The sequence below is a fragment of the Rhizobium mulingense genome (assembly GCF_029194105.1).
GTDB lineage: Bacteria > Pseudomonadota > Alphaproteobacteria > Rhizobiales > Rhizobiaceae > Rhizobium > Rhizobium mulingense.
This window is the reverse complement of sequence record NZ_JARFVE010000004.1, coordinates 579,422-602,827: the sequence shown is the minus strand read 5'-3', so window position 1 is coordinate 602,827 and position 23,406 is coordinate 579,422. Positions and strand designations below refer to the sequence as shown.

Sequence of the window (23,406 nt, the reverse complement as noted above, 5' to 3'; positions counted from 1 at the left end):
AAGTTATCCGAAAAAATCCGGAGCGGGAATTGCAGGAACTCGCAACGTGTAAGGATGGGGGCGGCAATAGAGACAGCTAGAATCGTGTTCCTACCCCCTCGCCCGCAGCGCCACCCTCATCGGCAGCCGCGCGGCGGCCAGCGCCGGCAGTGCGCCGCCGATCACGCCGACCGCCAGCCCGAGCAGACCTGCCGTCCAAATCACATCCGGCGTCACGACGAGCTGAAATGCCATCTTCGTATTGTTGGCGCCCATCGTGCTCGCCTGCCAGCCGTCGAAGGCGAGCCGGGAGGCGATGGCGCCGGCGGCCGCTCCGAGGGCCGAGAGCAGCACCGCCTCCACCCAAGTAGCGGTGAAGGCCGGCAGGCGGGCAAAACCGAGGAGCCGCAGCGTGGCGATTTCCCGGGCGCGGTCTGAGACCGAACTCATCATCGTATTCAGGGCTCCAGCCGCAGCACCCACCGCCATCAGAAGCGCAATCGGCCAGCCGAACAGGCGGATCAGGCTTTCGGTCCGCTCGGCCTGGCCGGCATAGAGATCGGCCTCGGGGACGGCGGCAAGCGGCGTGCCGGGCAAGCTGGAGAGCCGTTCGCGCAGAGCCGCCAGCGCCCCGGGCGGATCACCGTCGAGCCGTACCCGCAGGCTCTGCACCTGCCCATGCCGGTCGAAAGCCGATTGCACCGCTTCCAGATCCGCCCAAATCTCCGATTCAAAGGCGCTGCCGCCTGACGTGAAATGCCCGACGATCCTCCAGTCGAGCGCGCCAAACCGGATCGTGTCGCCGACCGCAAAGCCGGGAAAGGTGTCCGCGATGCGGGCGCCGACGACGATCTCGCGCGCACCCGGCGAAAACAGCCGTCCTTGCGAAAGCCCTGCGCGCTCGCGCAAGGCAGGGCCGGCCACGTCCATGCCCCTCAAAGACAGCGTATGCTCGGCGCCGTCGCCTTGCCGGACATCGACGGGAACGACGATCTCGCGCGACAAAGCCAGCTCGCCTGCTCCGTCGCGGGCGATCCCAGGGTTGCGAGTGATCCCAGGGTTGCGAGCAATCCCGGTATCGCCGCTCATGGCGGCAAGGCTGCGGATTGCTTCGGCCGGCACCTCCGAGCCGGTCTCCTGAGTGGTCCCTCCGCCGAGAACGACGGCGATATCGGGCGAGCCGGCGCCGGCAAGCGCGGCCTCGAAGCCGCGCGCCATGGCCAGAAAGCCCGCCAGCACCGCCACGACGAGGGCGACCGACAGCACCATCGACAGCGAGATCCAAAGCCGCCGAGGCAGACTGCCGAGATTGACTCTGATCATGAGAAATATCTGCTTGAGCACTGATGACATTGGACTATCTCGTTCTGAAGGCATTGATGATCGGGAGACGCATGGCGCTGATCGCAGGCAGCAACCCGGTCAGCAGGCCGAGCCCCGCGATGATGGCCAAAGATTTCATGAGAAGGGTCGCTCCGAAGACGAGGCCGAATTCCGGCCCGATCGAAAGCGTCGCGAGCTTGGCGAGAACGAGCCCGCTTGCGCCGCCGACAACGAAGATAAACAGCGTCTCGCCGACGACAAGCGCCATGATCCGCCCACTGGAAAAGCCGAGCACCTTAATGACGCCGATCTCGAAACGACGCTCGCGCACGGCAAACAGCATAGTGTTGATCACGATCATCAGGATGGTGACGAAGGCCGCACCGACGACAAGGCTGACGATAAGGCCGACATCGGCGAATTGCCTGAGAAACGCCTCGAGGAATTGCTTTTCCGATTGCGTCCTTGTCTGCGCCGCCGAATTGGCAAACAGTGCGTCGATCCGCGCCGCCAGTATTCCTGGCGACACGCCCGGGCGCGGACGCACCACAAAGGCGTCGACCGTATCCTTGTCGCGCGCACGAGAGGCATTGAGCGCGTCATAGCGAGCCAACATGAAATAGGTGTCGGTGCCGGCATCAGCGCCCTCGAAGATGCCCGCGATCGTGAAGCTCCAGTTCCGGCTGCCGTCGGTCCTGGTCAGCTGGCCGGTAAAGCCGATGCGCTGGCCGATTGACCAGCCCTGAGCCTCCGCCAGCGTCCGGCCGACCAACACCCGGTCGCCGCCCTCTTCGAGCGCCGCGGTCAGCTCCGGCGTCAGCCCGAGCTCTTCTCCGTTGGCCGCAGCAATGGCCTGCGGCTCGACGGCGCTGACGACAACCACATTCCTCTCGACCTCGACAAAACCCCGCATGCGCGCGGTATAGGCGACGGCAGCGATATCGGGGTCGGCCGCGATGCGATTGATATAGGCAAGCGGCAAGGGCAGGCCTCGTCCCGACTTGTTGAAGACGCCGAGCAGATTGTCGCTGGCGCCGGTAGCGCCCTGGCTGCCGGCAACGAAGCTCGCCGTCAGCCCGTAGATCAGAAAGGCGACGCCGACCGAGAACATCAGCAGGATGGCGCGCAGCCGCTTGCGCCAGGCATTGCGCCGCATGAGCTCGAAAAAGGTCATCGGCCCGCCCTTTCCTCGTTGACGAATTCGCCCTTGTTCAGATGCAGCGTACGCCGGGCGAAGGAAGCGGCCTCGGGATCATGCGTGACCATGATGATGGTCTTCTGAAGCTCGCGATTGAGAAAGCTCAGCATGTCGAGGATATCATTGGCCGATTTTCGATCGAGATCGCCGGTCGGTTCGTCGCAGAGAAGAAGATCGGGATCTCCGACGATGGCGCGCGCGATGCCGACACGCTGCTGCTGCCCGCCGGACATGCTGGAGGGAAACTGCCGCTGCCGGCCGGCAAGCCCGACGAGTTCCATGACAGTATCGACGCGGGCCCGCCGCTCCTTGCGCCCGAGGGGTTTCAGAAGCAGCGGCAGCTCGATGTTTTCCGCCGCATTCAGCATCGGCAGCAGGTTGTAGAATTGGAAGACGATGCCCATGCTGTGTGCTCGCCAGGCCGCCCTGGCCCCTTCGCCCATCTGTTCGAGATGGCTGCGCCCGATCCGGATCTCGCCGGCATCGGTGCCGTCGATACCGCCGAGCATATTCAGCAGCGTTGATTTCCCCGAGCCGGACGGCCCCATGACAGCGACGAAGTCGCCGCTCGGAATCGAAAGGTCGAGTCCGGAGAAAATCGGGATCGTCTCTGTCCCGATCCTGAACGCCTTTCTGACGCCGGCAAGCGCGATGAAGGGGGCTTGGCTGTCGATCATTGCTTTGCTCCTTGGTGATGGGTTGTCGATATCGCAGAGGCCGCTCTCGTCCTTCGAGGCCCCTGTGGGGATCTCTGTGTGAGAGCGGAGAGAGGGAGGGCCACGGAGTACGCCGGTCAGCCACCGCCCCACGGCACCACGATCAGTCCTCATCCCCGGTGCGTAGGCCAACGGCCGGGGCACCTCAGGACGGCGGCGGGTGAAGAGCGCCCGCGCTCCCCTCACCCACGACAAGCCGAATGCGCGCCGCCATCGCAGGCCGCATGCCGGAAGGTGTCGACCTGAGCGACAGGCGCAGCGTCACCGTCCCCTTCTCCCGCGAAATCAGGGGCGCGACCTTCGACACCTCAATCGTAAAAGGCTGATCGGGAAAGCCATCGAGCACCGCCTCGCCTGACAGGCCCGGCCGCATCAGCGCGATATTGGCTTCGGCCACATCCGCATCGATGACCATCTTCGTCGTATCGGTAATCGCAAGCAGGCTTTCATTCTCCCGCACGCTGTCCTCGCGCGACAGCACGGTGTCGCCGACATGCGCATCAAGCCGCGTCACGGTGCCCGAAATCGGTGCGGTCACGACAAGCGCCTCGACCTGCTCGCGCGCCCTGTCGATATCGAGCCTAGCCTTTGCGAGATCCTGCTGGGCTTGCTCCGCGCCATTCTCGGCCGTTTCGAAAGCCGTCTTCGCCTCCTCCAGGGCTTGCGCCGACATCGCATCCCGCCCGACCAGCCGTTCGGTACGTGTCAGGGATGACCGCGCCTGCGCAAGCTCGATATTCCTCGCATCAAGCGCCAGCTCCGCCGCCCGCTCTGATATCTCCGCACCCCGGAGCGCAAACCGGGCGCCGGCATCGTCGAGTCGCACCAGCACCTGCCCCGCCTCGACCTTGTCGCCCGCCTCGACCTCGACGGCGATAACCCGGCCCTCATATTTGGAAAAGACGATGGCGGTGTCGGGCGCCACGACGTAGCCGGAGCCGGTAACCTCACGGGACGGCGCGGCGCTACTCTTCGCCCCATCGTCGGCCGGAGGCCGCATTCCCTCAACAATCGCACCGCCCCTGGCCGGTGCCTCATGAGCGGATATCGCCGCGTGGTCGCCCACCCTCCCCGCGATCGCTACCTCGATACGCTCCAGCGTCTGAGGTCCATAGAAAGCGACCACCGCCAGCGATGCCGTCGCCGCAATGACAAATATTGCGCCAGGGATCATGCGCCGCCGGGCACGAGGCTCCGGCAACTGCGTCTTGAAGGCCGCGGGCTCGATCGAAAGCGATCTCAGTTGGGCGGCAAGGGTTCGATCATGTTCTGATGTCGTGTTCATGCCGGCCAACATCGCCGACCCGGCAGAAATCGCGACCTCGAACACGATCTGCGACGTTCTCGATCGCGATTGTGTACCTGGCAGCGGTCGCCCTCGTCCTTCGAGGCCCCTGCGGGGCGCCTCCGGATGAGGGCGGAGAGAGGGGCGCGGCTTGCCTCACTGGCGAACGCGAGCGGGTACAACAACCAGCCCTCATGGTGAGGAGGCCCGCACGGCCGTCTCGAACCATGACGGCGGGCGGCTGGCACTACAGCTTGTCTATCGCCGACGAACCGCCGCCCTCCGCCCTCTTCTGCCGCCAGGCAAGCGGCGTCATATCCGTCACCCGGCGAAATTCGCGATTGAAGTTGGACTTGGTCTGGAAGCCGACGTCGAACATCACTTCGGTCACTGATTTCTCGGTGGCCGAAAGCAGGCGGCAGGCCTCGCCGATCCTGTAATCATTGACATATTGCGAGACGTTCTTGTCCATTGCCCGGTTGATCGCCGCCGAGATCTGGCGTGCGGGGATGCCGGCCTTGCGGGCGAGCCGGTCGAGATTGAGATTGGCGTCGCGATAGAGCTTCCTTGTCTCCATCAGCGCGTCCACGGTAGCGATCGTCTCCTTGTCTTCGCTCGTCTCCGGCCTCGCCACAGCCTCCGCCGTTTCAGCAGGCGCCCGGCTTCGGCTGGCGGCGGCCGCCGCAGTGCCGAGAATGACGAGGGCGGCGAGATTGCCGACGCTGATCACGGTCAGCGCGTGCTCGCCATGCGCCCAGGTGAAGTCGAAGAAGACGAAGGTATCGACCGCGGCCGACAGGCAGAGCGCCGCCGCCGCGAAGATGATGGCTCGATAGGCCGGCACCGCTCCCTCGAAAGGCGCGAGCCGAAGCGCATCTGCTCCCGGGCGCATCAGCAGCAGGATCGCCAGGGCGTAACCGACGAAGATCAGCACCAGCGCAACGTCGATCGCCTCCCGCCAGAACTCCACCAACAGCAGAATGAGGACGGCGGGCACGGCATGCAGCCCGAGGCGTCCCACAAGCGGCCGCCAGCTCGTCCTCACCAGTCGGGAAACGCCGGCATAGGCGAGCGGCGGCACCGTCGCCGCGATGACAGGAGCGATCACGCCGACCACCTGCATCCCATAGCCCCAACGCAAGCCGGAGAGGACCGATTGCAGCGCGCTCAGCAGGATGAGCACCAGAAACGGCCGGTTGGGTTGCCCCTCCTCGTCGCGTCTGAAGACGATGACGAAGAGGATGAGCAGAAGGAGAGCGACGACGAAGGGAAGCGGAATGAACAGCATGGCCTGGCGGGGTCGGGGTCACGGATAGACGGCCATCATTGCCGACATCCTCATTCGAAGCGACCTCCATCGTGTTTTAGAACGCGTTTTCAGGAGAAATTCTTTTGAATTGGCGCGCCGGACCGGGCTAGCCATGAACGCCGGCATCAGACGCGTTGCAGAAATGCAAGCACGCGCGCAGTGAGGAGCGCGGTCGCATCCGCGTCGTAGGACGGAAGCGAGCTGTCGGCGAAATAATGCTGGTCGCCGGGGTACAGAAAAAGCTCCGCGTCCGCGACCTTCGCGACGATCTCGCGGGCGGCATCGATATCGCCCTCGCCGACGAAGATCGGGTCGTTGTCCATGCCGTGGATTTGCACCGCGACACCATCCGGCCAGGGTCCGAAGGACCATTCGCCGGTGATCGGCAGGCAAGAATAGAAAAGCAGAGCTCCACGGGCTCCTGGCCGCGTTTGCGCCAGCTTCTGCGTCGGCAGCACGCCGAATGAGAAACCGGCATAGACAAGTTCGGCAGGCAGTTCGTCGGCAACCCGGACGCCGCGCTCCCTAATGGCGTCGAATCCGTTCTCGCCGATATAGGCGAGCCCCTCCTCGAGGCTTCCGAACGTGCGTCCATCGAACAGGTCAGGCGTGTGCACGATGTGGCCGGCAGCCCTGATATTGTCGGCGAAGGCGCGCACTCCAGACGTCAGCCCCTGTGCGTGATGGAACAGCAAGATTTTAGCCATAGGCGCCCCCGGTCAAGATGTCGGTACACTTTGATAAGTTCGAAGCAGTCCGATTGAGCCCGCGGCAGTCGTCTCCGATGTCGCAGCTTGCCCCGATGACCGGTTCTACGGCGTTGCGCCGAAGAAGGCGAGCCGGGTGAAGATCGTATAGTGCGATTCCGATACCATTAGCGCGACGAAGACCAGCACCAGCACCGGCGGCAACAGGATGGCGTAGACGAGCGCCAGCCGTTCCCAGGCCATGTGCATGAAGACGGCGACGATCAACCCGGCCTTCAGCATCATGAATAGCAGGATCAGAAACCACCGGAGATAGCCCTGGATGCCGAGATAATCGACCATGTAGGAAAAGGCGCTGAGGACAAAGAGCAGGCCCCAGACAACGAGATAGAGCCGGATCGGGTGCTGCTGTCCCTGGACTTGTGAATGCAGGACTTGTACCTGCGGGCTTTGCCCATGCGCCGTTGTCTCGCTCATGACGACCTCACCACAGATAGAAAAATGCGAAGATGAAGACCCAGACCAGATCGACGAAGTGCCAGTAGAGGCCCATGATCTCGACCGCCTCGTAGCGGCCTTTCCGGCTGGTGAAAAAGCCGCGCCGCTCGACGTCGAAGTCGCCTCGCGAGACCTTGCGGGCGATGATCAGCAGGAAGATGACGCCGATCGTGACGTGGGTGCCGTGAAAGCCTGTGATCATGAAGAAGGTCGATCCGAATTGTGCCGCCCCCCACGGGTTCTCCCAGGGGCGCACGCCTTCGGTGATCAGCTTGGTCCATTCGAAGGCCTGCATGCCGACGAAGGTTGCGCCCAGCAGCGCCGTTACCAGCATCAGTATCGCGGTCACGCGGCGGTCGCGACGATAGCCGAAATTGACCGCCATCGCCATCGTGCCGCTGCTCGAGATCAGCACGAAGGTCATGATCGCGATCAGGATCAGCGGTACGTCCTCACCGCCTATATGCAGCGCGAAGACCTCGCTCGGATTGGGCCATGGAACCGGCGTCGACATGCGGGCGGTCATATAGGCGATCAGAAAACAGCCGAAGACGAAGGTGTCGCTGAGGAGAAAGATCCACATCATCGCCTTGCCCCAGGAGGCGGTCTTGAAGGCGCGCTGATCCGAGCTGAAATCGGCGGCGACACCGCGAAGGCCCGCCGGCCTGAGGTCTTCCCCGCCGTGTGTCTCGATAGTCTGTGCCATCTGCAAACCCCTTAGTTCAGTAATGTGCGGCAGAGATCGACGAAGTCGTTCGCCCAGCCGGCAAAGAGCGCGAAGAGCAGTAGCCAGACGGCGAACATGAAATGCGAATAGATGGCGGAAAGATCGACGCTGAGGCGCAGCCCGTCCGGCGCGACCTCCGTCGAAAATGCCCTGACCGTCGTGTGCGCGAGCACGGCAAGCCCGCCGAGAATATGCAGGCCATGCAGGCCGGTGAGCATATAGAAGAAGCTGTTGGCGGGATTGTCGGCCAGCACGTAGCCCGCCGCCGTCAGCTCCCGCCAGGCCTGGATCTGCCCGGCGAGAAAGAAGACGGCGAGGGCAAATGCGGCGACAAGCGCCGGCCGCAGGTTTTCCATGCGGCCATGCGCCGCTTCATGTCTCGCCCATTGCAGCGCAGCACTGCTGAGCGCAAGTGTTGCGGTATTCACCCAAAGGAGCCGCGGAACCGGCATCCCCCACCAGTCCGCCGACGCCGCACGCATGAAGTAGGCGCTGACGGCAAGGCTGAAGAGCGCGCCGACGACGCCGAGAAACACGAAGAGGCCGATCTTTACCGCCGGCACCGGCGGCCGGTCGGCCCCGTCATGAGCCGGCAGCTGAACCGATCCCGTTTCGAGCCACGGCTTGGAGGTCAGCCGCTGCCCGGCCAGCCACCAGATGATGATGGCGGCGATGGCGGCCAGGAAAATCAGCATGATGCTCATGCCGGAACCTCCCGGGTGACGCTGTCGCTTGCCGGAACATTCTGCGGAATGAAATCCTCGGCCGCCCCCGGCACGCTGTAATCATAGGCCCAACGGTAGACGACCGGCAGATCCCTGCCCCAGTTGCCGTGCGCGGGCGGCGTCTGTGGCGTCTGCCATTCGAGCGTCGTTGCCCGCCAGGGATTGCCGCCGGCCTCCCGGCCGCGGAAAAGGCTCCAGACCAGATTGAACAGGAAGACCACCTGGGCTGCTCCGACGACAAGCGCCATGACAGATATGAAGATGTTCAGCGTATGGGCCGATGGCGGAACGAAGGCGGTCTCTCCCATCTCGAAGTATCGGCGCGGCACACCGAGCAGGCCGAGATAATGCATCGGAAAGAAGATCGCATAGGTGCCGAGGAAGGTGGTCCAGAAGTGGATCTGGCCGAGCGTCTCGTCCAACATGCGCCCGGTCACCTTCGGATACCAGTGATAGATCGCCCCGAAGATGACGAGGATCGGCGCCACGCCCATCACCATGTGGAAATGCGCGACGACGAACATCGTATCCGACAGCGGCACGTCGACGACGACATTGCCAAGGAAGAGGCCGGTCAGACCGCCATTGACGAAGGTGACGATGAAGGCGAGCGCAAAAAGCATGGGAAGCGTCAGGTGGATGTCGCCGCGCCAGAGTGTCAGCACCCAGTTGTAGACCTTGATCGCCGTCGGAATGGCGATGATCAGCGTCGTGGTGGCAAAGAAGAAGCCGAAGGCCGGGTGCATGCCGCTGACATACATGTGGTGCGCCCAGACGACGAAGCTTAAGCCACCGATGATGACGATCGCCCAGACCATCATGCGGTAGCCGAAGATGTTCTTGCGCGCATGCGTGCTGATCAGGTCGGAAACGATGCCGAAAGCCGGCAGCGCGACGATATAGACCTCCGGATGACCGAAGAACCAGAACAGGTGCTGGAATAGGATCGGACTGCCGCCGCCATGCTGCAGTTGCGTGCCCATCTCGACGATGGCGGGCATGAAGAAGCTCGTGCCGAGCACCCGGTCGAAGAGCATCATGACGCAGGCGACGAAGAGTGCCGGAAAGGCAAGCAGCGCCATGACGGTCGCGGTGAAGATACCCCAGACGGTGAGCGGCATCCGCATCAGCGTCATCCCCCGCGCCCGCCCCTGCAGCACCGTTACCACATAGTTCAGCCCGCCCATGGTGAAGCCGATGATGAAGACGATCAGCGAGGTGAGCATCAGCAGGATGCCCCAATCCTTGCCGCCGGGCGTGCCTGACAGAACGGATTGCGGCGGATAGAGTGTCCAGCCGGCTCCAGTCGGGCCGCCGGGGGCGAAAAAGCCCGCCACCAGGATCAGCACGGCAAGCAGGTAGATCCAGTAGCTCAGCATGTTCGCATAAGGGAACACCATGTCGCGCGCACCGACCATCAGCGGGATGAGGTAGTTGCCGAAGCCGCCGAGGAAGAGCGCGGTCAAGAGATAGATCACCATGATCATGCCGTGCATCGTGATGAACTGATAATAGTGATCGGCGTCGATGAAGGCGAAGTAGCCGGGAAAGGCGAGCTGAATCCGCATCAACCAGGAGAGCACCAGCGCCACCAGACCGATCGAGATGGCGGTCACCGAATATTGCACGGCAATGATCTTGGCGTCCTGGCTGAACACATATTTCGTCCACCAGCTTCTCGGATGATAGAGCTCGACGTCCTCGACTTCGGCGGACGGGATTACACCTACACTGCCGGACGGAATCTCGACCATGATATCTCCTCCTATACCCGCCGGTTGGTTAAACCGGCCTGCGGCCTCCGGCCGTCTTGCCGCCAGTTCAGTTCGCCGGCGGCGGCTCTCCCGATGACGCCGTCAGCTGGGTGAATGTCTGCTGCTGCCCGAGCCAGGTCTGGTAGTCCGCGTCATTATCGACCACGACGGTGCCCCGCATTTGCGGATGACCGACGCCGCAGAGTTCGGCGCAAAGGATCTCGAAGGTGCCCGTCCGGGTCGGCGTCAACCAGAAGTAAGTAACCATGCCGGGGATCATGTCCATCTTGGCGCGGAACTCCGGCACGTAGAAATCGTGGAGCACATCAACGGAGCGCAGCAATATGTGCACCGGTTTGCCCACGGGCAGATGCAGCTCGCCGCCCTCGATGATCACGTCGTCGAGACCGCTTGCATCATTCTTGTCGAGGCCGAGCGGGTTCTCTGGCGTGACGTCACGCGTCTCGGCGCGGCCGAGTTTTCCGTCCGCCCCCGGCAGCCGGAAGCTCCACAGCCATTGCTGGCTGACGACCTCGACCGATGCAGCATCGGCCGGCACCGATATGAACTGGTTCCAGACGATGAGGCCGGGCGCCAGCATGGCGGCGACGCCGACCGCCGTTCCCGAGGCGAGCAACACCTCCAGCTTGCGGTTTTCAGGCTCGTAATGCGCGCGGTTGCCCGGTCTGTGCCGGAAGCGCAACACGCAATAAGCCATGAACGAAATCACCGCCACGAAGACGATGCCGGTGATCCAGAAGGTGATGACGAGGGTAGTGTCGATATAGGTCCAGTTGGACGCGATCGGCGTCCACCACCACGGGCTCAGCACATGGAACAGCACGGAGCCGACGACAATCAGGACGAGGATCAGCACGACAGCCATTTCCGCTCCTCCTCGAGCAGGTTGACCCGTGAAACCGCATTCCGCAAAAAGTCCGTGTTTATTATCGCACAGATAGAAAATATCGCAATTACGGCGATTTAGCCATGCGTCGCCGACCGCGAACCCGTCATTCGGAGTATTGCCATGGCAATATTCCCGTCACTGCGAATACTGTTTGAGATAGGCGATGAGATCGGTGATCTCCTTTTCGTCCTTCAGGCCGACAAAGGCCATCTTCGTGCCCTTCACCTTCGCCTTCGGATTGTGCAGATAGTCGCGCAGCACCGTCTCGTCCCAGACGAGACCGCCTTCGCCGGCCGCCTTCATTCCGGGCGAATAGGCGAAATTGGGATGCGTCCCGGCCTGCCTGCCGAACAGTTTGTTCAGAGACGGGCCGACCTTGTTCGTATCGGACTCGACGACATGGCAGGTCGCGCACTTCTTGAAAACCACGGCGCCCGCCGCCGCGTCGCCCTCCTGCGCCCCGGCGTTAGCGGGAGCAAGGGCAATCACAGCTGCACCAATCAGCAGAACGACACGATAATCCATGGCAAACCTCATCCTCCTCAAGGTCGCCAGCCACTCACACCGTCCACTATCTCTCGCGTGTGGGTGGTGGTTGTTATACCAGGCAGATTAGCCCTTCGGGGATGCAAGTCAATCGCTTCCACAGTTGGAGTGACCTGAACGCATCTGATATCAGGTAGATCCGATGCGGATAACGGCGCTACACCCCGATCGAAAGAGCCTCCTTGACCGCCAATTTGGCCATGGCAAGCGCCGCCCCGCGGCTCCTGGCGGCGGCTATGAAGCGGCCGTTATGGCAGAAGCTCGCGGCCTCTATGCCGCAAACCGCCGCCAGATCTCCATTGGCAAGACCGGCCCATGCCGCAGGCAGGTCGGCCCTGGAAAGACCCGAGAGGGGACGACGGCGGCGGTCGGAGCATCCCCTCGGCAGTTCCAGAATATGGCCCTGCCCCGCAGCCTTGATGGTCTCGTGCACGATCGCCTCGGCCCGCAATTTTCCAGCGCTCTGAGCGATTTTGGCCTCGACGAAACTGCGGGCAATAGCAAGGGCCGCACCCGATCATCGGCATCCGTTTCCGCTTCGTCGAAAACCGGTTTCAGGGTCTTAGCAGTGCCGGCAGCGTCAAGCCAGCCAACGGCCCCGAGGGGCTGAGCGCCCGGCCGTTGCGGAAGACGCGCGGCGGTTTTGGACCGGCGACAACTGTGAAGACGAAGACCTAAAGCAGCACCGGTGCCGGCCGCGCCGCGACAAGCGCGCGGCTGGCCGCCGCGCCGGCATGCAGGCAGACTAGTCCGACCGCGGCCAGAGAGTTGATCAAAAGAACCTCGGCGACAACAACTGCCGAAAACGCCCCGTCGCCGGACGGAAGCACCGCCGTTGCGGCAAAAAGCACGCCCTCGTAAGCAGCGAACCCGGCGATGAAGGCGCCGGCCATAGTGACGACAGGGCCTGTGGTCAGGCGCAGCGCCACGAGCGCCGCCGCAAGCGCTGCAAATGCCGCAATCCCGATCGCCAGCCCCCAGGAAAAACTGTCGAAGGTCTGGGGATAGCCGAGGACGAGATAGCCGACCGTCTGGTTGGCAAGCCAGGCAAGCAGCACCGCCATCAGCGCCATCCGCCGGGGAAGCACGACTGCCGAGACCGCCGCCAAGGCAACAAAAGGCGTGACGCAGGCCAACAGCAGGCTGAGAGCAACGCTGGCACTGGCAATGACGACGACCCAGGCGACAGCGAAAACGGGAGCTGCCGGGCGCAAGGGAAGTTGGTTTCGTTCGAGCATGGCAGAACTCCGTCTGACCGGGCGTGGCCAGAAGAATCATAGCGAAATTGCAGGAAAAGGCCAGCGAGCGCGCGTGGAAGCGGATCAATCGGCATCGACCCGCGAGGGCTCCGCATTTGGACTACTCTGCTTTGTAAATATCTGCCTGTAAGCGGTAGCCAACTTGGCGATTTTGCAGGAGCTTTTGATGGAAGCACGATATAGGCTTGGCGGCGTTCTCTGCCTCCTCCTGGCCGGCGCGATTGCCTGGCGCCGATAGCATCACTCTGATGCCGCGCGCCACCGTCGTTCTGCCTGGTATTCGGCGTCTATTTTCTGACAACCGGCAATCGATGTCCCCTATCATGACGTCGCGCGGCAAACGCTGACGCCGGTTGGCTGCGTGTTGTGATGCGGCGATCGGCATCGTCGCTTGGCCGGTTTTTTCGGTGTGGACATGCTGCCGCGGTCGATGGAGTATGAGTGACCTACGAAACTGCACGTTGAGTAGATGTCTTGCGTCGTCGTTTGCCACTACACAGGAGCACCGCCCCACTACGTCGCTCCTTGCAATCCTACAGCCGATCCAACGGGATCTTCAAATACCGCCTGCCATTCCCCTCCGGCTCCGGCAATCTGCCGCCCCGAATATTCACCTGCAGCGCGTGCAGCATCAGCTTCGGTTTCGGCAGTGTGCGGTCGCGCGCCTGCCTGAGTGCGACGTAGCCGGCTTCGTCCTTGCCTGCTATGTGGGGATTGTCGCGTTTCTGGGCGGCGACCGTGCTCTCCCAGCGCGGGTGGCGCCCATTCGGCTGGTAATCGTGGCCGGAAAAGAGGCGAGTCTCGTCGGGCAGCGACAGGATCGCCTGGATCGAACGCCACAGAGCGGCCGCGCTGCCGCCGGGAAAATCGGTGCGCGCCGTGCCGGAATCGGGCGTGAACACCGTGTCGTGCACCAAGGCGGCGTCACCGATCACATAAGTCACCGAGGCGAGCGTATGGCCGGGCGAAAACATGACGCGAGCTTCAAGCCCGCCGATCTCGAACCTGTCGCCATCAGCAAACAGCCGGTCCCATTGCGAGCCGTCTGTTGCGAGAGCCGGCCAGTTATAGATCTCCTTCCAGAGGATCTGCACTTCGGTAACATGGGCGCCGATCGCTATCGGCGCACCGGTCTTTCCCTTGATGTAATGGGCGGCGGAAAAATGATCGGCATGCGGATGCGTGTCGAGGATCCACGCGACCGTCAGCCCGCGGCTTTCGATATCGGCAAGGATGGCATCCGCGCTTGACGTGCCCGTCGCCCCCGAGGTCTCGTCGAAGTCGAGCACAGGGTCGATGATGGCGCAGCGCCTCGTGGCGGGATCGGCAACGACATATTGCACGCTCCAGGTAGCGGGATGGAAGAAGGCCTTCACATCCGCCGTCTGCGCCGCCCGCCTCTCCAGCCAGCGGCGCGCGGCGGCAAGGTCGAAGCCGAGACTTTGGCCGAAGGGCTCGACATCGCCGGGCTCCATCCGCCCGTCGAGCACCTCACCCAGTGTATAAAGTGTCAGCGCCCGTATGCCGCTCTTGCAATGGGCGATGACGGGCCCCTTCGCCTCGGCCATCGCCGCCTGAAAGGCGCGTATGTCTGCCTCGGTGATCTCGCTCCCCTTCACCGGCACGAAGCTATAGGAAAGCCCAGCGGCGGTGGCGGCAACCTTTTCCGCCACATTGCCCGGCTGCCCCGGCTCCTCGCCATCCGGTCGGGCATTGATGACGGCGGCAAAACCTTCATCCGCGAAAGCGGCAAGGCCAGCCGCATCGGGCTGCCCTGCCACCGATATAAGCTCATTGACCCTCACGGACGTCATTGAAGCCTCCGCGCCGCCCTCATCACGCGGCATCACATGTATAAGTGTACAATCTCACGAGTATATTGCCGAATGCAAGAATAGTCGCTGGCATATGCCTCCCACCCGGTCTGACTGATCAAAACGACAGCGTCGCGGCACCTTGCCTGATCTCGGCATGCATGGCGCTGGCGCCGACGATGACGACGCCATCGAGCAGGTCCTCCTGCGTATAGCCGCGCGAAGCCACACAGGGTGGGCAGGCCCAGATCGAGCCCCCGCGCTGCTGGAAATTCTCAATCAACGTCGAGAGCGGATCGAGCGGCGGCACATGCGTCATCCGCTGGCCGCTTTTGCGCACTAGGTCGATCCCGGTACTGGTGAGGAATACCGAAACCTTGAGCCCGGCGGCAATACCGCCATTGGCAATGGTGAAGGCCACGGAGGAAAGTTCGGATTCGATGCCCTTGGTGACGAGCACGACCAGTTTATCGCTTTCGCTTTGCATAGTATTCTCCCAGTTGAATTCAAGATTACTTGGACTGAACGTGTCCATAATAGGAGGGTGCGCTGCGCGCGTATTTGGCCGGAATGCGTGAAGCCTTGTCCGAAAATCCAGGTGCTGAGGGCGGCGTCACCCGTGATGACGTGCTGTCGGCGCTGCTGTCGACGATCCGTCTTTCGGGATCACTGCAGTTCTGCTTCATGCCGACGGGCGATTGGCAGACCGATGCGGCGCCGTCGCTTGCGGGCCTCTCGGCAAAGGCTACGGACACCATGCCGTTCCATATCGTCGTGGCAGGCAGTTGCTGGTTGAAAGCGGAAGGCGAAGAGACCGATCTGGAAGCCGGCGATGTCCTGGTCTTTCCCTTCGGCACCGGACACCAGCTGGGTGTCGGAAAAAATGGCACGCTGGTGCAGCCGACCCGCGACTTGCCGCAGAAGCCGTGGCGGGAGATTCCGGTGCTGCGCTACGGCGAGGCGGCGCAAAGCGTCCGGCTGCTCTGCGGCTATCTGCAATGGGATGGGCTGAGCTTTGCGCCGCTGCGCCAGGCGTTGCCGAAAATGATCCACGTCAGGACGCGGGCGGCCAATAACGGCGACTGGCTGCGCGCCACTATCCGCCAAATGGTCGAGGAGGTGGACAGGCCGCGTGCCGGCGGCGTCTCGATGCTGCCGCGGTTGACCGAAATCGTCTTCATCGAGATCCTGCGCCATCAGATCATGATGGCCATACCCCACGCGATTGGCTTGCTGGCAGCGCTGGCCGACCCTGCGCTCTCGCGCTGCCTCTCCCTCATCCACGACGATCCCCAACGTGACTGGTCGCTGGAGCTACTGGCGGCGGCATCGGGATCGTCGCGCAGCGCGCTGACCGAACGCTTTCAAACGATGCTCGCGACATCGCCGATCCGCTATCTCAGAGACTGGCGACTCTATCTGGCAAGCGTGGCACTTGCCACGACAAGCCAGCCGATTGCAGCGATTGCCTATGACGCCGGCTACGCCACCGAAGCTGCCTTCAACCGCGCCTTCTCTCGCACCTTTGCAACACCTCCGGCCGCCTGGCGGGCTGCACGCAGCTGAACACGGTATGCCTCGACGCACTCACACCCGATGACGATGCCCCATCCCCTTCGACCGCTCGCCAGTGAGCTTGGCCATCGCTAACGTCCGGGTAACGATGGATTGGATCATGCCCCCATATGCATGCCCCGCCAATCATTGGCAGGGCTGTTCATGCTGAAAATGGTCCCCGTTAAGTCCTGGGAAGAATCAATGATTGGCTTCTGCCAACCGAAGCTGGCGCGAGGCTTGCCCAGTCAATGCTTTCAACCGCGCGGCAACATCCGCTGCCTCGAGTTCGAGCAGCAGTGATCAGCGCCCCTTCACCGGTCGCAAACGCGGCGGCCGAAAAAGGCTAGTTCTGGCCCTGCAGGCGGTCGATCACCTCTAGCAGCAGATCAGCGCAGGCCTTCATTGGTTCGTCCTCCGCGCATTTCAGATCGATCCGTGTGTTTCCGTCCTCAATTTGGAAATGGGCGGCCTTCGACGGCCGCGGCATGCGATGGCCCCGGAAATCGCGGAAGCCCATGTCGCCCCTCGAACCATGCCACCGGTAGTCGGGGCGATCTCCGGACCGTTCGTCCGGGCTGCCCGTCATCCGCTCGTTATCATCGGGAGCGGGCTGAGGCGGCGGGGCTGGCGGCGGCGGAGGCGAGCTGGGCTCAGTCGCGGTGGGTGGCGTTGCGGCGGATGGTGGAGGCGGCGATTGTTGTGCGAAGGCGGAGCCGGTAAGCGCGGCAAGGACAATGCCTGATAGAAGAACTCTTTGCATGGGTCGGTCCTTTCGGAGAGGTGAGGCATGTCTGTAAACACCGCCGCAGACCTTTGGTTCACACCCTCTCAAAGCTTCTGATCGAAATCCGCAAAGAGCGGTGGCGATCCTCATGAGAGCAACAATCATTGGAACGTCGCCGCTCCTGACTCCTTTCGCCTCGCCTCCGCCTTGTTGCGCGTTTATCCTCACCGTCGATTCGCTGTCCGCGACGAGGGCGCGGCGCAAGATTGCATCATTAAGGAGAGTGCGATGACGGACGCCAAGAGCGGCATTTCGGGATTACGGCCGCATATTACTGTTATCGGCGTCGGCGGGGGCGGCGGCAACGCCATCAATAACATGATTGCGGAAAAGCTGGCGGGCGTCGAATTCGTCGCCGCAAATACGGACGCCCAGGTTCTCGCCACCTCAAAGGCGTCGCGCCGCATTCAGCTCGGCGCGAATGTGACGGAAGGCTTGGGTGCCGGTTCGCTGCCTGAGGTTGGTCATGCAGCCGCCGAGGAGTCGATTGACGAGATCATGGATCACCTGGCCGGCTCGCATATGTGTTTCGTTACCGCCGGCATGGGCGGCGGTACGGGCACCGGTGCAGCTCCCGTCATCGCGCGTGCCGCACGCGCGGCCGGCATCCTGACGGTTGGCGTCGTCACCAAGCCCTTCACCTTCGAGGGCAATCGCCGCATGCGGACGGCCGAAGTCGGCATCGAGGCGCTTCGTCAGGCCGCCGATACCGTCATCGTCATTCCCAATCAGAATCTCTTCCGCATCGCGGACGCAAAGACCACCTTCGCCGATGCCTTCATGACGGCCGACCGCGTGCTCTTTGCCGGCGTCGGCTGCATCACCGACCTCATCGTCAAGGAAGGCCTGATCAACCTCGATTTCGCCGACGTGAAATCGGTCATGCAAGGCATGGGCCGCGCCATGATGGGCACCGGCGAAGCCGCCGGCGAAAGCCGGGCGATGAAGGCGGCGGAAGCGGCAATCGCCAACCCGCTGCTCGACGATATTTCCATGAAGGGCGCCAGGGGCGTACTGATCTCGATTTCCGGCGGGTCTGATATGACTCTGTTCGAAGTCGACGAGGCGGCAAGCCGCATTCGCGACGAAGTGCAGGACGACGCCGACATCGTCGTCGGGGCGATCTTCGACCGCAGCCTGGACGGCAGGTTCCGCGTCTCGGTCGTGGCGACCGGCCTGGAAGCCAGCGCCCCACCGCTATCCGCGCCCAATCACGCGGCTGAACAAGTCCAGACGCGCACGCTGCAATAGCACGACCGCAATATCCTGACTTGCTCACGCCGGCTCTGGCCGGACTCCGCCGTATTAAAAACGGGACGCGGCGACGTCAACGTTCGTGCGCTAATGCATGTCGCCCGGAAGGGTGCAGCGGTTCCGGGACAACGACATGCATCAAAACAGGGCTAAAGCGCGTCGCATGAATCAAATTTGACGCGACGCGCTTTAGGCCCCATCAGGCGAACAATATCCCCGAGATGTTGTGCACCACGGAGATTTCATCGGTCTCGGAGTTGGTGATGTAGACGGAATCCGCCGCCGCGTCATAGGCCACGTTGGTGGTGTAGTCGTCTCCTGGTATGGAGATGTTGACGTCGATTGCCGTCTTGACCCCGGTTTCGAAATCGAATGCCGTGCCGATATGCTCGCTGCCGAAGGAATCGCCGAAGAACAAGGTGCCGTCGACGGCAAAGCCATAGCCGAGCCCGCCCGCCGCGAAGGTCTTGGATTCGATCGCGTTCAGCGTGTCGGGATCAATCTTGGAGACCTGCCAGGTGGAATCATCGATGCGGCCGACGACGTAAATGCCGGTCGAATCCTGGATCGTGTTGACGGCGGTGAACCCGCCCCAGTCGAACGTACCCGCCCCGTTCTCGCCGATAAGGCCTGGGATCGGGTCGCCCTTCTGATCGAGCGATCCATCTGAAGCATCCCACTTTGCGAGATAGGTCTGATCGGGGAAAGGATTCTCTTCGCCCCTCGCCTCGTTGGTTCTTCCGATGATCTCCCCGCCGCGGACCGCAAAATAGGTTCCGCCGATGTCATATTGGCCAAGGTCATAGTCGCCAAGAGAGATGGCGCCGCTGGCGGTGTCGGCTTCAAATGCCGCGGCGTTGTCGTAAATGTACACCATGGAATCGTCCGGGAAACCATGGCCGGAACTGACGTAATACTTGCCCGTTAGCGGATCGACCGCGACCCCCTGGAGTTCGTAATGGTCCAGGAAGGGCCGCACGACCGCCGCCTGTGCCTCGACATGATTGGTGTTCACCGACTTTCTGTCCGTCACGCCTTTGACTGTCAGGGTGATCACGCCGGCATCCGTGTGACCCGCGCCGTCGGAGATCTTGTAATATTCAAGCTTCTCCGTGACATGCTCGCCATCGTTCAGGCTCGCCTTGACAGCCGGGTCGAGATCATAGGTGAAGCTTCCGTCGGCCGAAAAGTGGAAGATGCCGAACTCGCCGGCGACATCGGTGCTCCGATCGGCGCTGACACTGGCGCCCGCGGCCGAGCGCAAGAAGAGATGACCCGCCTCCCCGGCGATGTCGTTGGCAAGCACGTTGCCCGCCATCGCGCCGCCCTCGCGAAAGCTGTAGGCATCGTCGACGGCGACCGGTGGGCTGGTCACCCCATGAATGTCGAGCGTGAAATGGCCGAAATCGGTATTGCCGGCACCATCGGACATCTTGTAGCCGATCGTCTCGCGCAGCGTCATCCCGTCCCGGAAATCCAGCTTGGCCGCCTCGTTCAGCGTGTAGGTATAGGAACCGTCGGCCTTGACGTGAAACGTGCCATACTCGCCGGCGATATCGGTGACCTGCCCGCTCTGCTTGGCGACAACCCGCGCGCCGTCAAAGAAGCTGAGAGCCATATGGCCGCTGGCGCCGACCACGTCATTGGCCAGCAGATTGCCGGAAATCACGTCGTTTTCGGAGGCACGGAGGTAATCGTCGCTCGCTACGGGTGCAGACACTATCATGGATATCTCCTTCAAGATCCATTTCGCTGGTCGGCCGGAAGGAAAGCAGCCGAGGCAGCGCTGGTCAATTATTTTCTATTGAAAGTAGTATTTTAGCTTTTCACAGCCTTCTTGTGCTGTGGATGTCTGCATGAGAAACGTAGGACGATGCCGCGCCTGATGGCAGACGATGAAGGATGCTGCAACCCTTAAGAGAGCCTCATCCCGAGGCGCGGAAGCCGAAGGCCGGAGACTCGAAGGACGAGGCCGGTACACCAGGCTTGACGTCGCGATCTTGCCGGCAACGAAGGTAATAGGGCCACGAGTTGCAACGAGTCGATAAGGCAGGCGAGGAGTCTTTCGCACCTCCCTCTCCCCACGTCCACCAGACCCCTCATCTTCTCCATACCCGCCGCGAACTAAGCGGAAGATCGCCCAATCCCCCGAACGCGGAAACTCAGCTCTTCGCGAAGTCCGCCGCCGTTAGCGGAATGGGCCTGTAGCCGTCGATGTCGGCGATGTCATATTCCCGGCCCAGCTCTGCTGCCACCAGCACCCGCCCGGATTTCGACATCAGCGCCGTGTCCCGCCATAAACCCGCAATGACATGGCCGATGAACTCCGGGGACTCGGAGTTGGACATGTCGAAATATTCGGCATTCTCCAGGACGGCTTCGGTGCGGACCAAGCCGGGATAGAGCGAGACCGCCGCTACATTGTGTGGACGCAGCTCATGCGCGAAGTCCGCGGCCATCTTGTCGGCGGCAGCCTTGGCCATGCCATAGATGGCGTTTCCCTCGTAGACCTGCGCTGCCCAGAAGGAAATATTGACGATGAGACCGCCCCGCGCCGAGACCATCATCGGTGCCACCGCGCGTGCTGTCATGAAAGCCGCCCTCAGCGCCGTGCCGGCCATCGCGTCCCACCGCCGGATGGGCTGCTCCCAGAAGGGCCGAGGCCAGGTAAATTCGCCATTCTCGACCATGTTCTCATAGCCGGGCCATGCGTTGTTCACCAGAATATCCAGCCTGTTGCCGGCTCGGATCTCCTCGGCCACACGCTCGGTTTCGGTGTCGTTGCTGTGGTCGCATCGATGAAGGACAACGGCTCCGGGCAGCGCCGCAGCCTCGCGCGCGAGCCCCGCCAGCGATCCCGCGCTTTTGCCTCCCTCGCTTGCCTTCGCCTCGGAAAGCGTCCGGCCGGTCACATGCACCGTGGCTCCCTCGGCAAGCAGAGCAAGCGCGATCCCGCGGCCGATACCGCGGCTTGCGCCCGTCACCAACGCGACGACATCTTTCATGTCAGCTAGCCTCCTCGGTGGTGGTGAATGTCAATCATCGTATGCTTTCAGTACATACAACATAAGTGTCACCCCACACACACCACCCGCCTGATCTTCTCCGCATCCTCCGCCGTCGCCGGATTGTACACCACCATGCTGAGGTCCGGCCGGCCATCCACCTGGAAGGCCGAATATTCGAAGGAAAGCAGCCCGAGCATCGGGTGTTTGATGTGCTTGACGCCCTCGCCATGGGTGCGAACGTCGTTGTCGCGCCACATGGCAAGAAATTCCGGGCTTTTCCGGCAGAGTTCGTCGACCAGCGGCTCGACTTGCTCCGCAGCCCCCGCGCGGGCGGCATCCACTCGGAAGGCGGCGACGACGAAGCGGGCGACACTTTCCCAGTCATATTGGGCGGCACGCACCCGCGGATCGAGGAAGATGAAGCGGAGCACGTTGCGCTCCTCTGGCGGCAGCGCACCGTAATCGGTGAGCAGCGCGGTCGCCGCCCGGTTCCAGGCGATGACGTCCCAGATGGGGTTGCGGATCAGGGCCGGGCTCGGATCCAGCGCATCGAGCACGCCCTGCAGGCGCGGCGTCACGCCGTCCTGTCTGCGATAGCGCACTTCGGGCGGGCGGCCGAGGCCGATGAGGAAGAGATGCTCGCGCTCGATATCGGTCAGCATCAGCGCCCGCGAGATCCGGTCGAGCACGTCGGCGGACGGCGCGCCGCCGCGGCCCTGCTCCAGCCAGGTATACCAGGTCGGGCTGATATTGGCGCGGCTCGCCACCTCCTCGCGACGCAGGCCCGGCGTGCGGCGGCGCCCGCCGGCAAAGCCGAAGGCGGCCGGATCGAGCTTGGCGCGGCGATCCTTTAGATAAGCGCCCAGCCGGTTTTCGGAGGTGATGAATTCATCCATCCTGTTAGCCATTATACCATGATAATGTCACTACTTTACCAGGATACAACATTGATCGATATGTGTCTCCATCCAAAACGGGAGATATCGACATGCGCGTATTCGTCACCGGAGCCACAGGTTGGGTCGGCTCGGCCGTCGTCAGCGAATTGATCGCCGCCGGCCATCAGGTGCTTGGCCTTACCCGATCGGAAAAGGGTGCTGAAGAATTGGCGGCCGCCGGTGCGGCCATCCACCGGGGCACCCTTGAGGATCTGGAAAGTCTGAAGCGCGGCGCGGCCGAGGCCGACGGCGTCATCCACACCGGCTTCAACCATGATTTCTCGAAATTCGCCGCAAACTGCGCCCTCGATCGCCGCGCCATCGAAGCGCTCGGCGAAGCCCTACAGGGCTCGGATCGTCCCCTGCTGGTCACGGCAGGCCTCGGCCATGCGCCGGGCCGCACCGGCACCGAGAAGGATCCGCCGATGCCGACCACGGAGACCTATCCCCGCGCCTCCGAAATCACTGCGGTATCGCTTGCCGCGCGCGGACTTCGCGCCTCCACCGTGCGGCTGCCGCCCTCGGTGCATGGCCATGGCGACCACGGCTTCGTACCGATTCTGATCGATATCGCCCGGCGCACGGGCATGTCCGCCTATATCGGCGAAGGGCAAAACCGCTGGCCGGCGGTTCACCAGCGCGATGCCGCCCGCGTCTACCGCCTGGCGCTGGAGCGCGGCGCCGCGGGCGGCCCCTTCCTGGCGGTCGCAGAAGAAGGCGTCCCCTTTCGCGAGATCGCCGAACTCATTGGGCGGCGGCTGAACGTGCCGGCAGTCTCGCTGTCGCGGGAAGAGGCTGCAGAGCATTTCGGCTGGTTCGGAATGTTCGCCGGCTTCGACGTGCCGACGTCGAGTGCCCCCACGCGCGCACTGCTCGACTGGGAGCCGGAGCAGCCGGGGCTACTCGCGGACATCGATCATCCGGCGTATTTTGATCGTCATGAGGCCATCTCAAAAGCTTCGTCCTGAGACGCGGCGGGCTGGGTGCACGATGGCCGAGGAAGGCGGGAGGAGGATGAAAACGCTTCCTCACCTCATCCTGTGCTTGTCGCAGGAATCCAGCGCGCCCAAGTCCTTGTAAGAATTTTCTCGACGTCCACATGTCATTAACGCCAC

The 23,406-nt window shown here is 62.8% G+C and carries 22 protein-coding genes and 1 pseudogene; 3 read left to right on the top strand and 20 right to left on the bottom strand.

Annotated features, from left to right (window positions below):
• Positions 1 to 90 precede the first annotated feature (90 nt).
• The 16 genes and pseudogenes from PYR71_RS11780 to PYR71_RS11705 all read right to left on the bottom strand — a co-directional run bounded on the left by PYR71_RS11780 (position 91) and on the right by PYR71_RS11705 (position 15,237).
• Positions 91 to 1,332, bottom strand: coding sequence for an ABC transporter permease (locus PYR71_RS11780; RefSeq protein ID WP_275619472.1), 1,242 nt, complete (start codon positions 1,330 to 1,332; stop codon positions 91 to 93).
• A 4-nt stretch (positions 1,333 to 1,336) separates the two neighbouring features.
• Complete coding sequence (locus tag PYR71_RS11775) at positions 1,337 to 2,476, bottom strand: ABC transporter permease (RefSeq protein ID WP_275619471.1); 1,140 nt, start codon at positions 2,474 to 2,476, stop codon at positions 1,337 to 1,339.
• On the bottom strand, positions 2,473 to 3,177 hold the full coding sequence (locus PYR71_RS11770) for an ABC transporter ATP-binding protein (RefSeq protein WP_275619470.1): 705 nt from the start codon (positions 3,175 to 3,177) through the stop codon (positions 2,473 to 2,475). The genes PYR71_RS11775 and PYR71_RS11770 overlap by 4 nt, the downstream gene beginning before the upstream one ends.
• Positions 3,178 to 3,361: 184 nt before the next feature.
• Positions 3,362 to 4,546 carry an efflux RND transporter periplasmic adaptor subunit gene (locus tag PYR71_RS11765; protein ID WP_275619469.1) on the bottom strand — a complete coding sequence of 395 codons (1,185 nt, stop codon included), beginning with the start codon at positions 4,544 to 4,546 and terminating at the stop codon, positions 3,362 to 3,364.
• Positions 4,547 to 4,748: 202 nt separating this feature from the next.
• Positions 4,749 to 5,789 carry a helix-turn-helix domain-containing protein gene (locus PYR71_RS11760; protein WP_275619468.1) on the bottom strand — a complete coding sequence of 347 codons (1,041 nt, stop codon included), beginning with the start codon at positions 5,787 to 5,789 and terminating at the stop codon, positions 4,749 to 4,751.
• A gap of 146 nt (positions 5,790 to 5,935) precedes the next feature.
• Complete coding sequence (locus PYR71_RS11755; RefSeq protein WP_275619467.1) at positions 5,936 to 6,517, bottom strand: dienelactone hydrolase family protein; 582 nt, start codon at positions 6,515 to 6,517, stop codon at positions 5,936 to 5,938.
• Between the two features lie 105 nt (positions 6,518 to 6,622).
• Entirely contained in the window at positions 6,623 to 6,994 is a 372-nt protein-coding gene (locus tag PYR71_RS11750) for a cytochrome C oxidase subunit IV family protein (RefSeq protein ID WP_275619466.1), read from the bottom strand.
• A gap of 7 nt (positions 6,995 to 7,001) precedes the next feature.
• Positions 7,002 to 7,721, bottom strand: coding sequence for a heme-copper oxidase subunit III family protein (locus tag PYR71_RS11745; protein WP_275619465.1), 720 nt, complete (start codon positions 7,719 to 7,721; stop codon positions 7,002 to 7,004).
• 11 nt (positions 7,722 to 7,732) lie between these two features.
• Complete coding sequence (locus tag PYR71_RS11740; protein WP_275619464.1) at positions 7,733 to 8,446, bottom strand: cytochrome c oxidase subunit 3; 714 nt, start codon at positions 8,444 to 8,446, stop codon at positions 7,733 to 7,735.
• A complete protein-coding gene (locus PYR71_RS11735) occupies positions 8,443 to 10,221 on the bottom strand; it encodes a cytochrome c oxidase subunit I (protein ID WP_183913048.1) in 1,779 nt (592 codons plus the stop codon). Before PYR71_RS11735 ends, PYR71_RS11740 begins: the two co-directional genes overlap by 4 nt.
• 67 nt (positions 10,222 to 10,288) lie before the next feature.
• Complete coding sequence (locus PYR71_RS11730; RefSeq protein ID WP_183913046.1) at positions 10,289 to 11,107, bottom strand: cytochrome c oxidase subunit II; 819 nt, start codon at positions 11,105 to 11,107, stop codon at positions 10,289 to 10,291.
• Positions 11,108 to 11,266: 159 nt separating this feature from the next.
• The gene (locus PYR71_RS11725) at positions 11,267 to 11,656 is read right to left on the bottom strand and encodes a c-type cytochrome (RefSeq protein ID WP_275619463.1); all 390 of its coding nucleotides are present in this window, start codon (positions 11,654 to 11,656) and stop codon (positions 11,267 to 11,269) included.
• 178 nt (positions 11,657 to 11,834) lie between these two features.
• A pseudogene (locus PYR71_RS11720) lies at positions 11,835 to 12,291 on the bottom strand (MYG1 family protein); the annotation flags it as partial.
• Between the two features lie 60 nt (positions 12,292 to 12,351).
• Positions 12,352 to 12,915, bottom strand: coding sequence for a hypothetical protein (locus tag PYR71_RS11715; protein WP_275619462.1), 564 nt, complete (start codon positions 12,913 to 12,915; stop codon positions 12,352 to 12,354).
• Positions 12,916 to 13,469: 554 nt separating this feature from the next.
• The gene (blh, locus tag PYR71_RS11710; RefSeq protein ID WP_275619461.1) at positions 13,470 to 14,750 is read right to left on the bottom strand and encodes a bifunctional sulfur transferase/dioxygenase Blh; all 1,281 of its coding nucleotides are present in this window, start codon (positions 14,748 to 14,750) and stop codon (positions 13,470 to 13,472) included.
• A 118-nt stretch (positions 14,751 to 14,868) separates the two neighbouring features.
• Positions 14,869 to 15,237, bottom strand: a complete 369-nt coding sequence (locus tag PYR71_RS11705) for a DsrE family protein (RefSeq protein ID WP_275619460.1) — start codon at positions 15,235 to 15,237, stop codon at positions 14,869 to 14,871.
• Between the two features lie 83 nt (positions 15,238 to 15,320).
• On the opposite strand from PYR71_RS11705, the gene PYR71_RS11700 reads away from it, so the two are divergent.
• Positions 15,321 to 16,316 carry an AraC family transcriptional regulator gene (locus tag PYR71_RS11700; protein WP_275619459.1) on the top strand — a complete coding sequence of 332 codons (996 nt, stop codon included), beginning with the start codon at positions 15,321 to 15,323 and terminating at the stop codon, positions 16,314 to 16,316.
• A gap of 334 nt (positions 16,317 to 16,650) precedes the next feature.
• Here PYR71_RS11700 and PYR71_RS11695 read toward each other — a convergent pair whose 3' ends face one another.
• Positions 16,651 to 17,067 carry a hypothetical protein gene (locus PYR71_RS11695; protein ID WP_275619458.1) on the bottom strand — a complete coding sequence of 139 codons (417 nt, stop codon included), beginning with the start codon at positions 17,065 to 17,067 and terminating at the stop codon, positions 16,651 to 16,653.
• 252 nt (positions 17,068 to 17,319) lie between these two features.
• Between PYR71_RS11695 and ftsZ the strand changes: the two genes are divergently transcribed.
• Entirely contained in the window at positions 17,320 to 18,342 is a 1,023-nt protein-coding gene (gene ftsZ, locus PYR71_RS11690; RefSeq protein ID WP_183913028.1) for a cell division protein FtsZ, read from the top strand.
• 202 nt (positions 18,343 to 18,544) lie between these two features.
• Here ftsZ and PYR71_RS11685 read toward each other — a convergent pair whose 3' ends face one another.
• From PYR71_RS11685 to PYR71_RS11675, 3 genes are all read right to left on the bottom strand, one after another.
• Positions 18,545 to 20,071, bottom strand: coding sequence for a cadherin-like domain-containing protein (locus tag PYR71_RS11685; RefSeq protein WP_275619457.1), 1,527 nt, complete (start codon positions 20,069 to 20,071; stop codon positions 18,545 to 18,547).
• Positions 20,072 to 20,507: 436 nt separating this feature from the next.
• Positions 20,508 to 21,350: an SDR family NAD(P)-dependent oxidoreductase gene (locus PYR71_RS11680; protein ID WP_275619456.1), complete on the bottom strand. Its 843-nt coding sequence runs from the start codon at positions 21,348 to 21,350 to the stop codon at positions 20,508 to 20,510.
• Between the two features lie 68 nt (positions 21,351 to 21,418).
• Positions 21,419 to 22,249 (bottom strand): helix-turn-helix transcriptional regulator, encoded by an 831-nt coding sequence (locus PYR71_RS11675; protein ID WP_275619455.1) that lies wholly within the window; start codon positions 22,247 to 22,249, stop codon positions 21,419 to 21,421.
• Between the two features lie 92 nt (positions 22,250 to 22,341).
• Here PYR71_RS11675 and PYR71_RS11670 point away from each other — a divergent pair, with 92 nt between their 5' ends.
• Positions 22,342 to 23,259, top strand: a complete 918-nt coding sequence (locus tag PYR71_RS11670) for an SDR family oxidoreductase (RefSeq protein ID WP_275619454.1) — start codon at positions 22,342 to 22,344, stop codon at positions 23,257 to 23,259.
• Positions 23,260 to 23,406 lie beyond the last annotated feature (147 nt).

Excerpts from the sequence above, each read along its gene's own strand:
- PYR71_RS11780 (WP_275619472.1), bottom strand. The coding sequence starts at position 1,332 with ATGTCATCAGTGCTCAAGCAGATATTTCTCATGATCAGAGTCAATCTC.
- PYR71_RS11775 (WP_275619471.1), bottom strand. The coding sequence starts at position 2,476 with ATGACCTTTTTCGAGCTCATGCGGCGCAATGCCTGGCGCAAGCGGCTG.
- PYR71_RS11770 (WP_275619470.1), bottom strand. The coding sequence starts at position 3,177 with ATGATCGACAGCCAAGCCCCCTTCATCGCGCTTGCCGGCGTCAGAAAG.
- PYR71_RS11760 (WP_275619468.1), bottom strand. The coding sequence starts at position 5,789 with ATGCTGTTCATTCCGCTTCCCTTCGTCGTCGCTCTCCTTCTGCTCATC.
- PYR71_RS11755 (WP_275619467.1), bottom strand. The coding sequence starts at position 6,517 with ATGGCTAAAATCTTGCTGTTCCATCACGCACAGGGGCTGACGTCTGGA.
- PYR71_RS11750 (WP_275619466.1), bottom strand. The coding sequence starts at position 6,994 with ATGAGCGAGACAACGGCGCATGGGCAAAGCCCGCAGGTACAAGTCCTG.
- PYR71_RS11745 (WP_275619465.1), bottom strand. The coding sequence starts at position 7,721 with ATGGCACAGACTATCGAGACACACGGCGGGGAAGACCTCAGGCCGGCG.
- PYR71_RS11740 (WP_275619464.1), bottom strand. The coding sequence starts at position 8,446 with ATGAGCATCATGCTGATTTTCCTGGCCGCCATCGCCGCCATCATCATC.
- PYR71_RS11735 (WP_183913048.1), bottom strand. The coding sequence starts at position 10,221 with ATGGTCGAGATTCCGTCCGGCAGTGTAGGTGTAATCCCGTCCGCCGAA.
- PYR71_RS11730 (WP_183913046.1), bottom strand. The coding sequence starts at position 11,107 with ATGGCTGTCGTGCTGATCCTCGTCCTGATTGTCGTCGGCTCCGTGCTG.
- PYR71_RS11725 (WP_275619463.1), bottom strand. The coding sequence starts at position 11,656 with ATGGATTATCGTGTCGTTCTGCTGATTGGTGCAGCTGTGATTGCCCTT.
- PYR71_RS11715 (WP_275619462.1), bottom strand. The coding sequence starts at position 12,915 with ATGCTCGAACGAAACCAACTTCCCTTGCGCCCGGCAGCTCCCGTTTTC.
- blh (WP_275619461.1), bottom strand. The coding sequence starts at position 14,750 with ATGACGTCCGTGAGGGTCAATGAGCTTATATCGGTGGCAGGGCAGCCC.
- PYR71_RS11705 (WP_275619460.1), bottom strand. The coding sequence starts at position 15,237 with ATGCAAAGCGAAAGCGATAAACTGGTCGTGCTCGTCACCAAGGGCATC.
- PYR71_RS11700 (WP_275619459.1), top strand. The coding sequence starts at position 15,321 with ATGCGTGAAGCCTTGTCCGAAAATCCAGGTGCTGAGGGCGGCGTCACC.
- PYR71_RS11695 (WP_275619458.1), bottom strand. The coding sequence starts at position 17,067 with ATGCAAAGAGTTCTTCTATCAGGCATTGTCCTTGCCGCGCTTACCGGC.
- ftsZ (WP_183913028.1), top strand. The coding sequence starts at position 17,320 with ATGACGGACGCCAAGAGCGGCATTTCGGGATTACGGCCGCATATTACT.
- PYR71_RS11685 (WP_275619457.1), bottom strand. The coding sequence starts at position 20,071 with ATGATAGTGTCTGCACCCGTAGCGAGCGACGATTACCTCCGTGCCTCC.
- PYR71_RS11680 (WP_275619456.1), bottom strand. The coding sequence starts at position 21,350 with ATGAAAGATGTCGTCGCGTTGGTGACGGGCGCAAGCCGCGGTATCGGC.
- PYR71_RS11675 (WP_275619455.1), bottom strand. The coding sequence starts at position 22,249 with ATGGATGAATTCATCACCTCCGAAAACCGGCTGGGCGCTTATCTAAAG.
- PYR71_RS11670 (WP_275619454.1), top strand. The coding sequence starts at position 22,342 with ATGCGCGTATTCGTCACCGGAGCCACAGGTTGGGTCGGCTCGGCCGTC.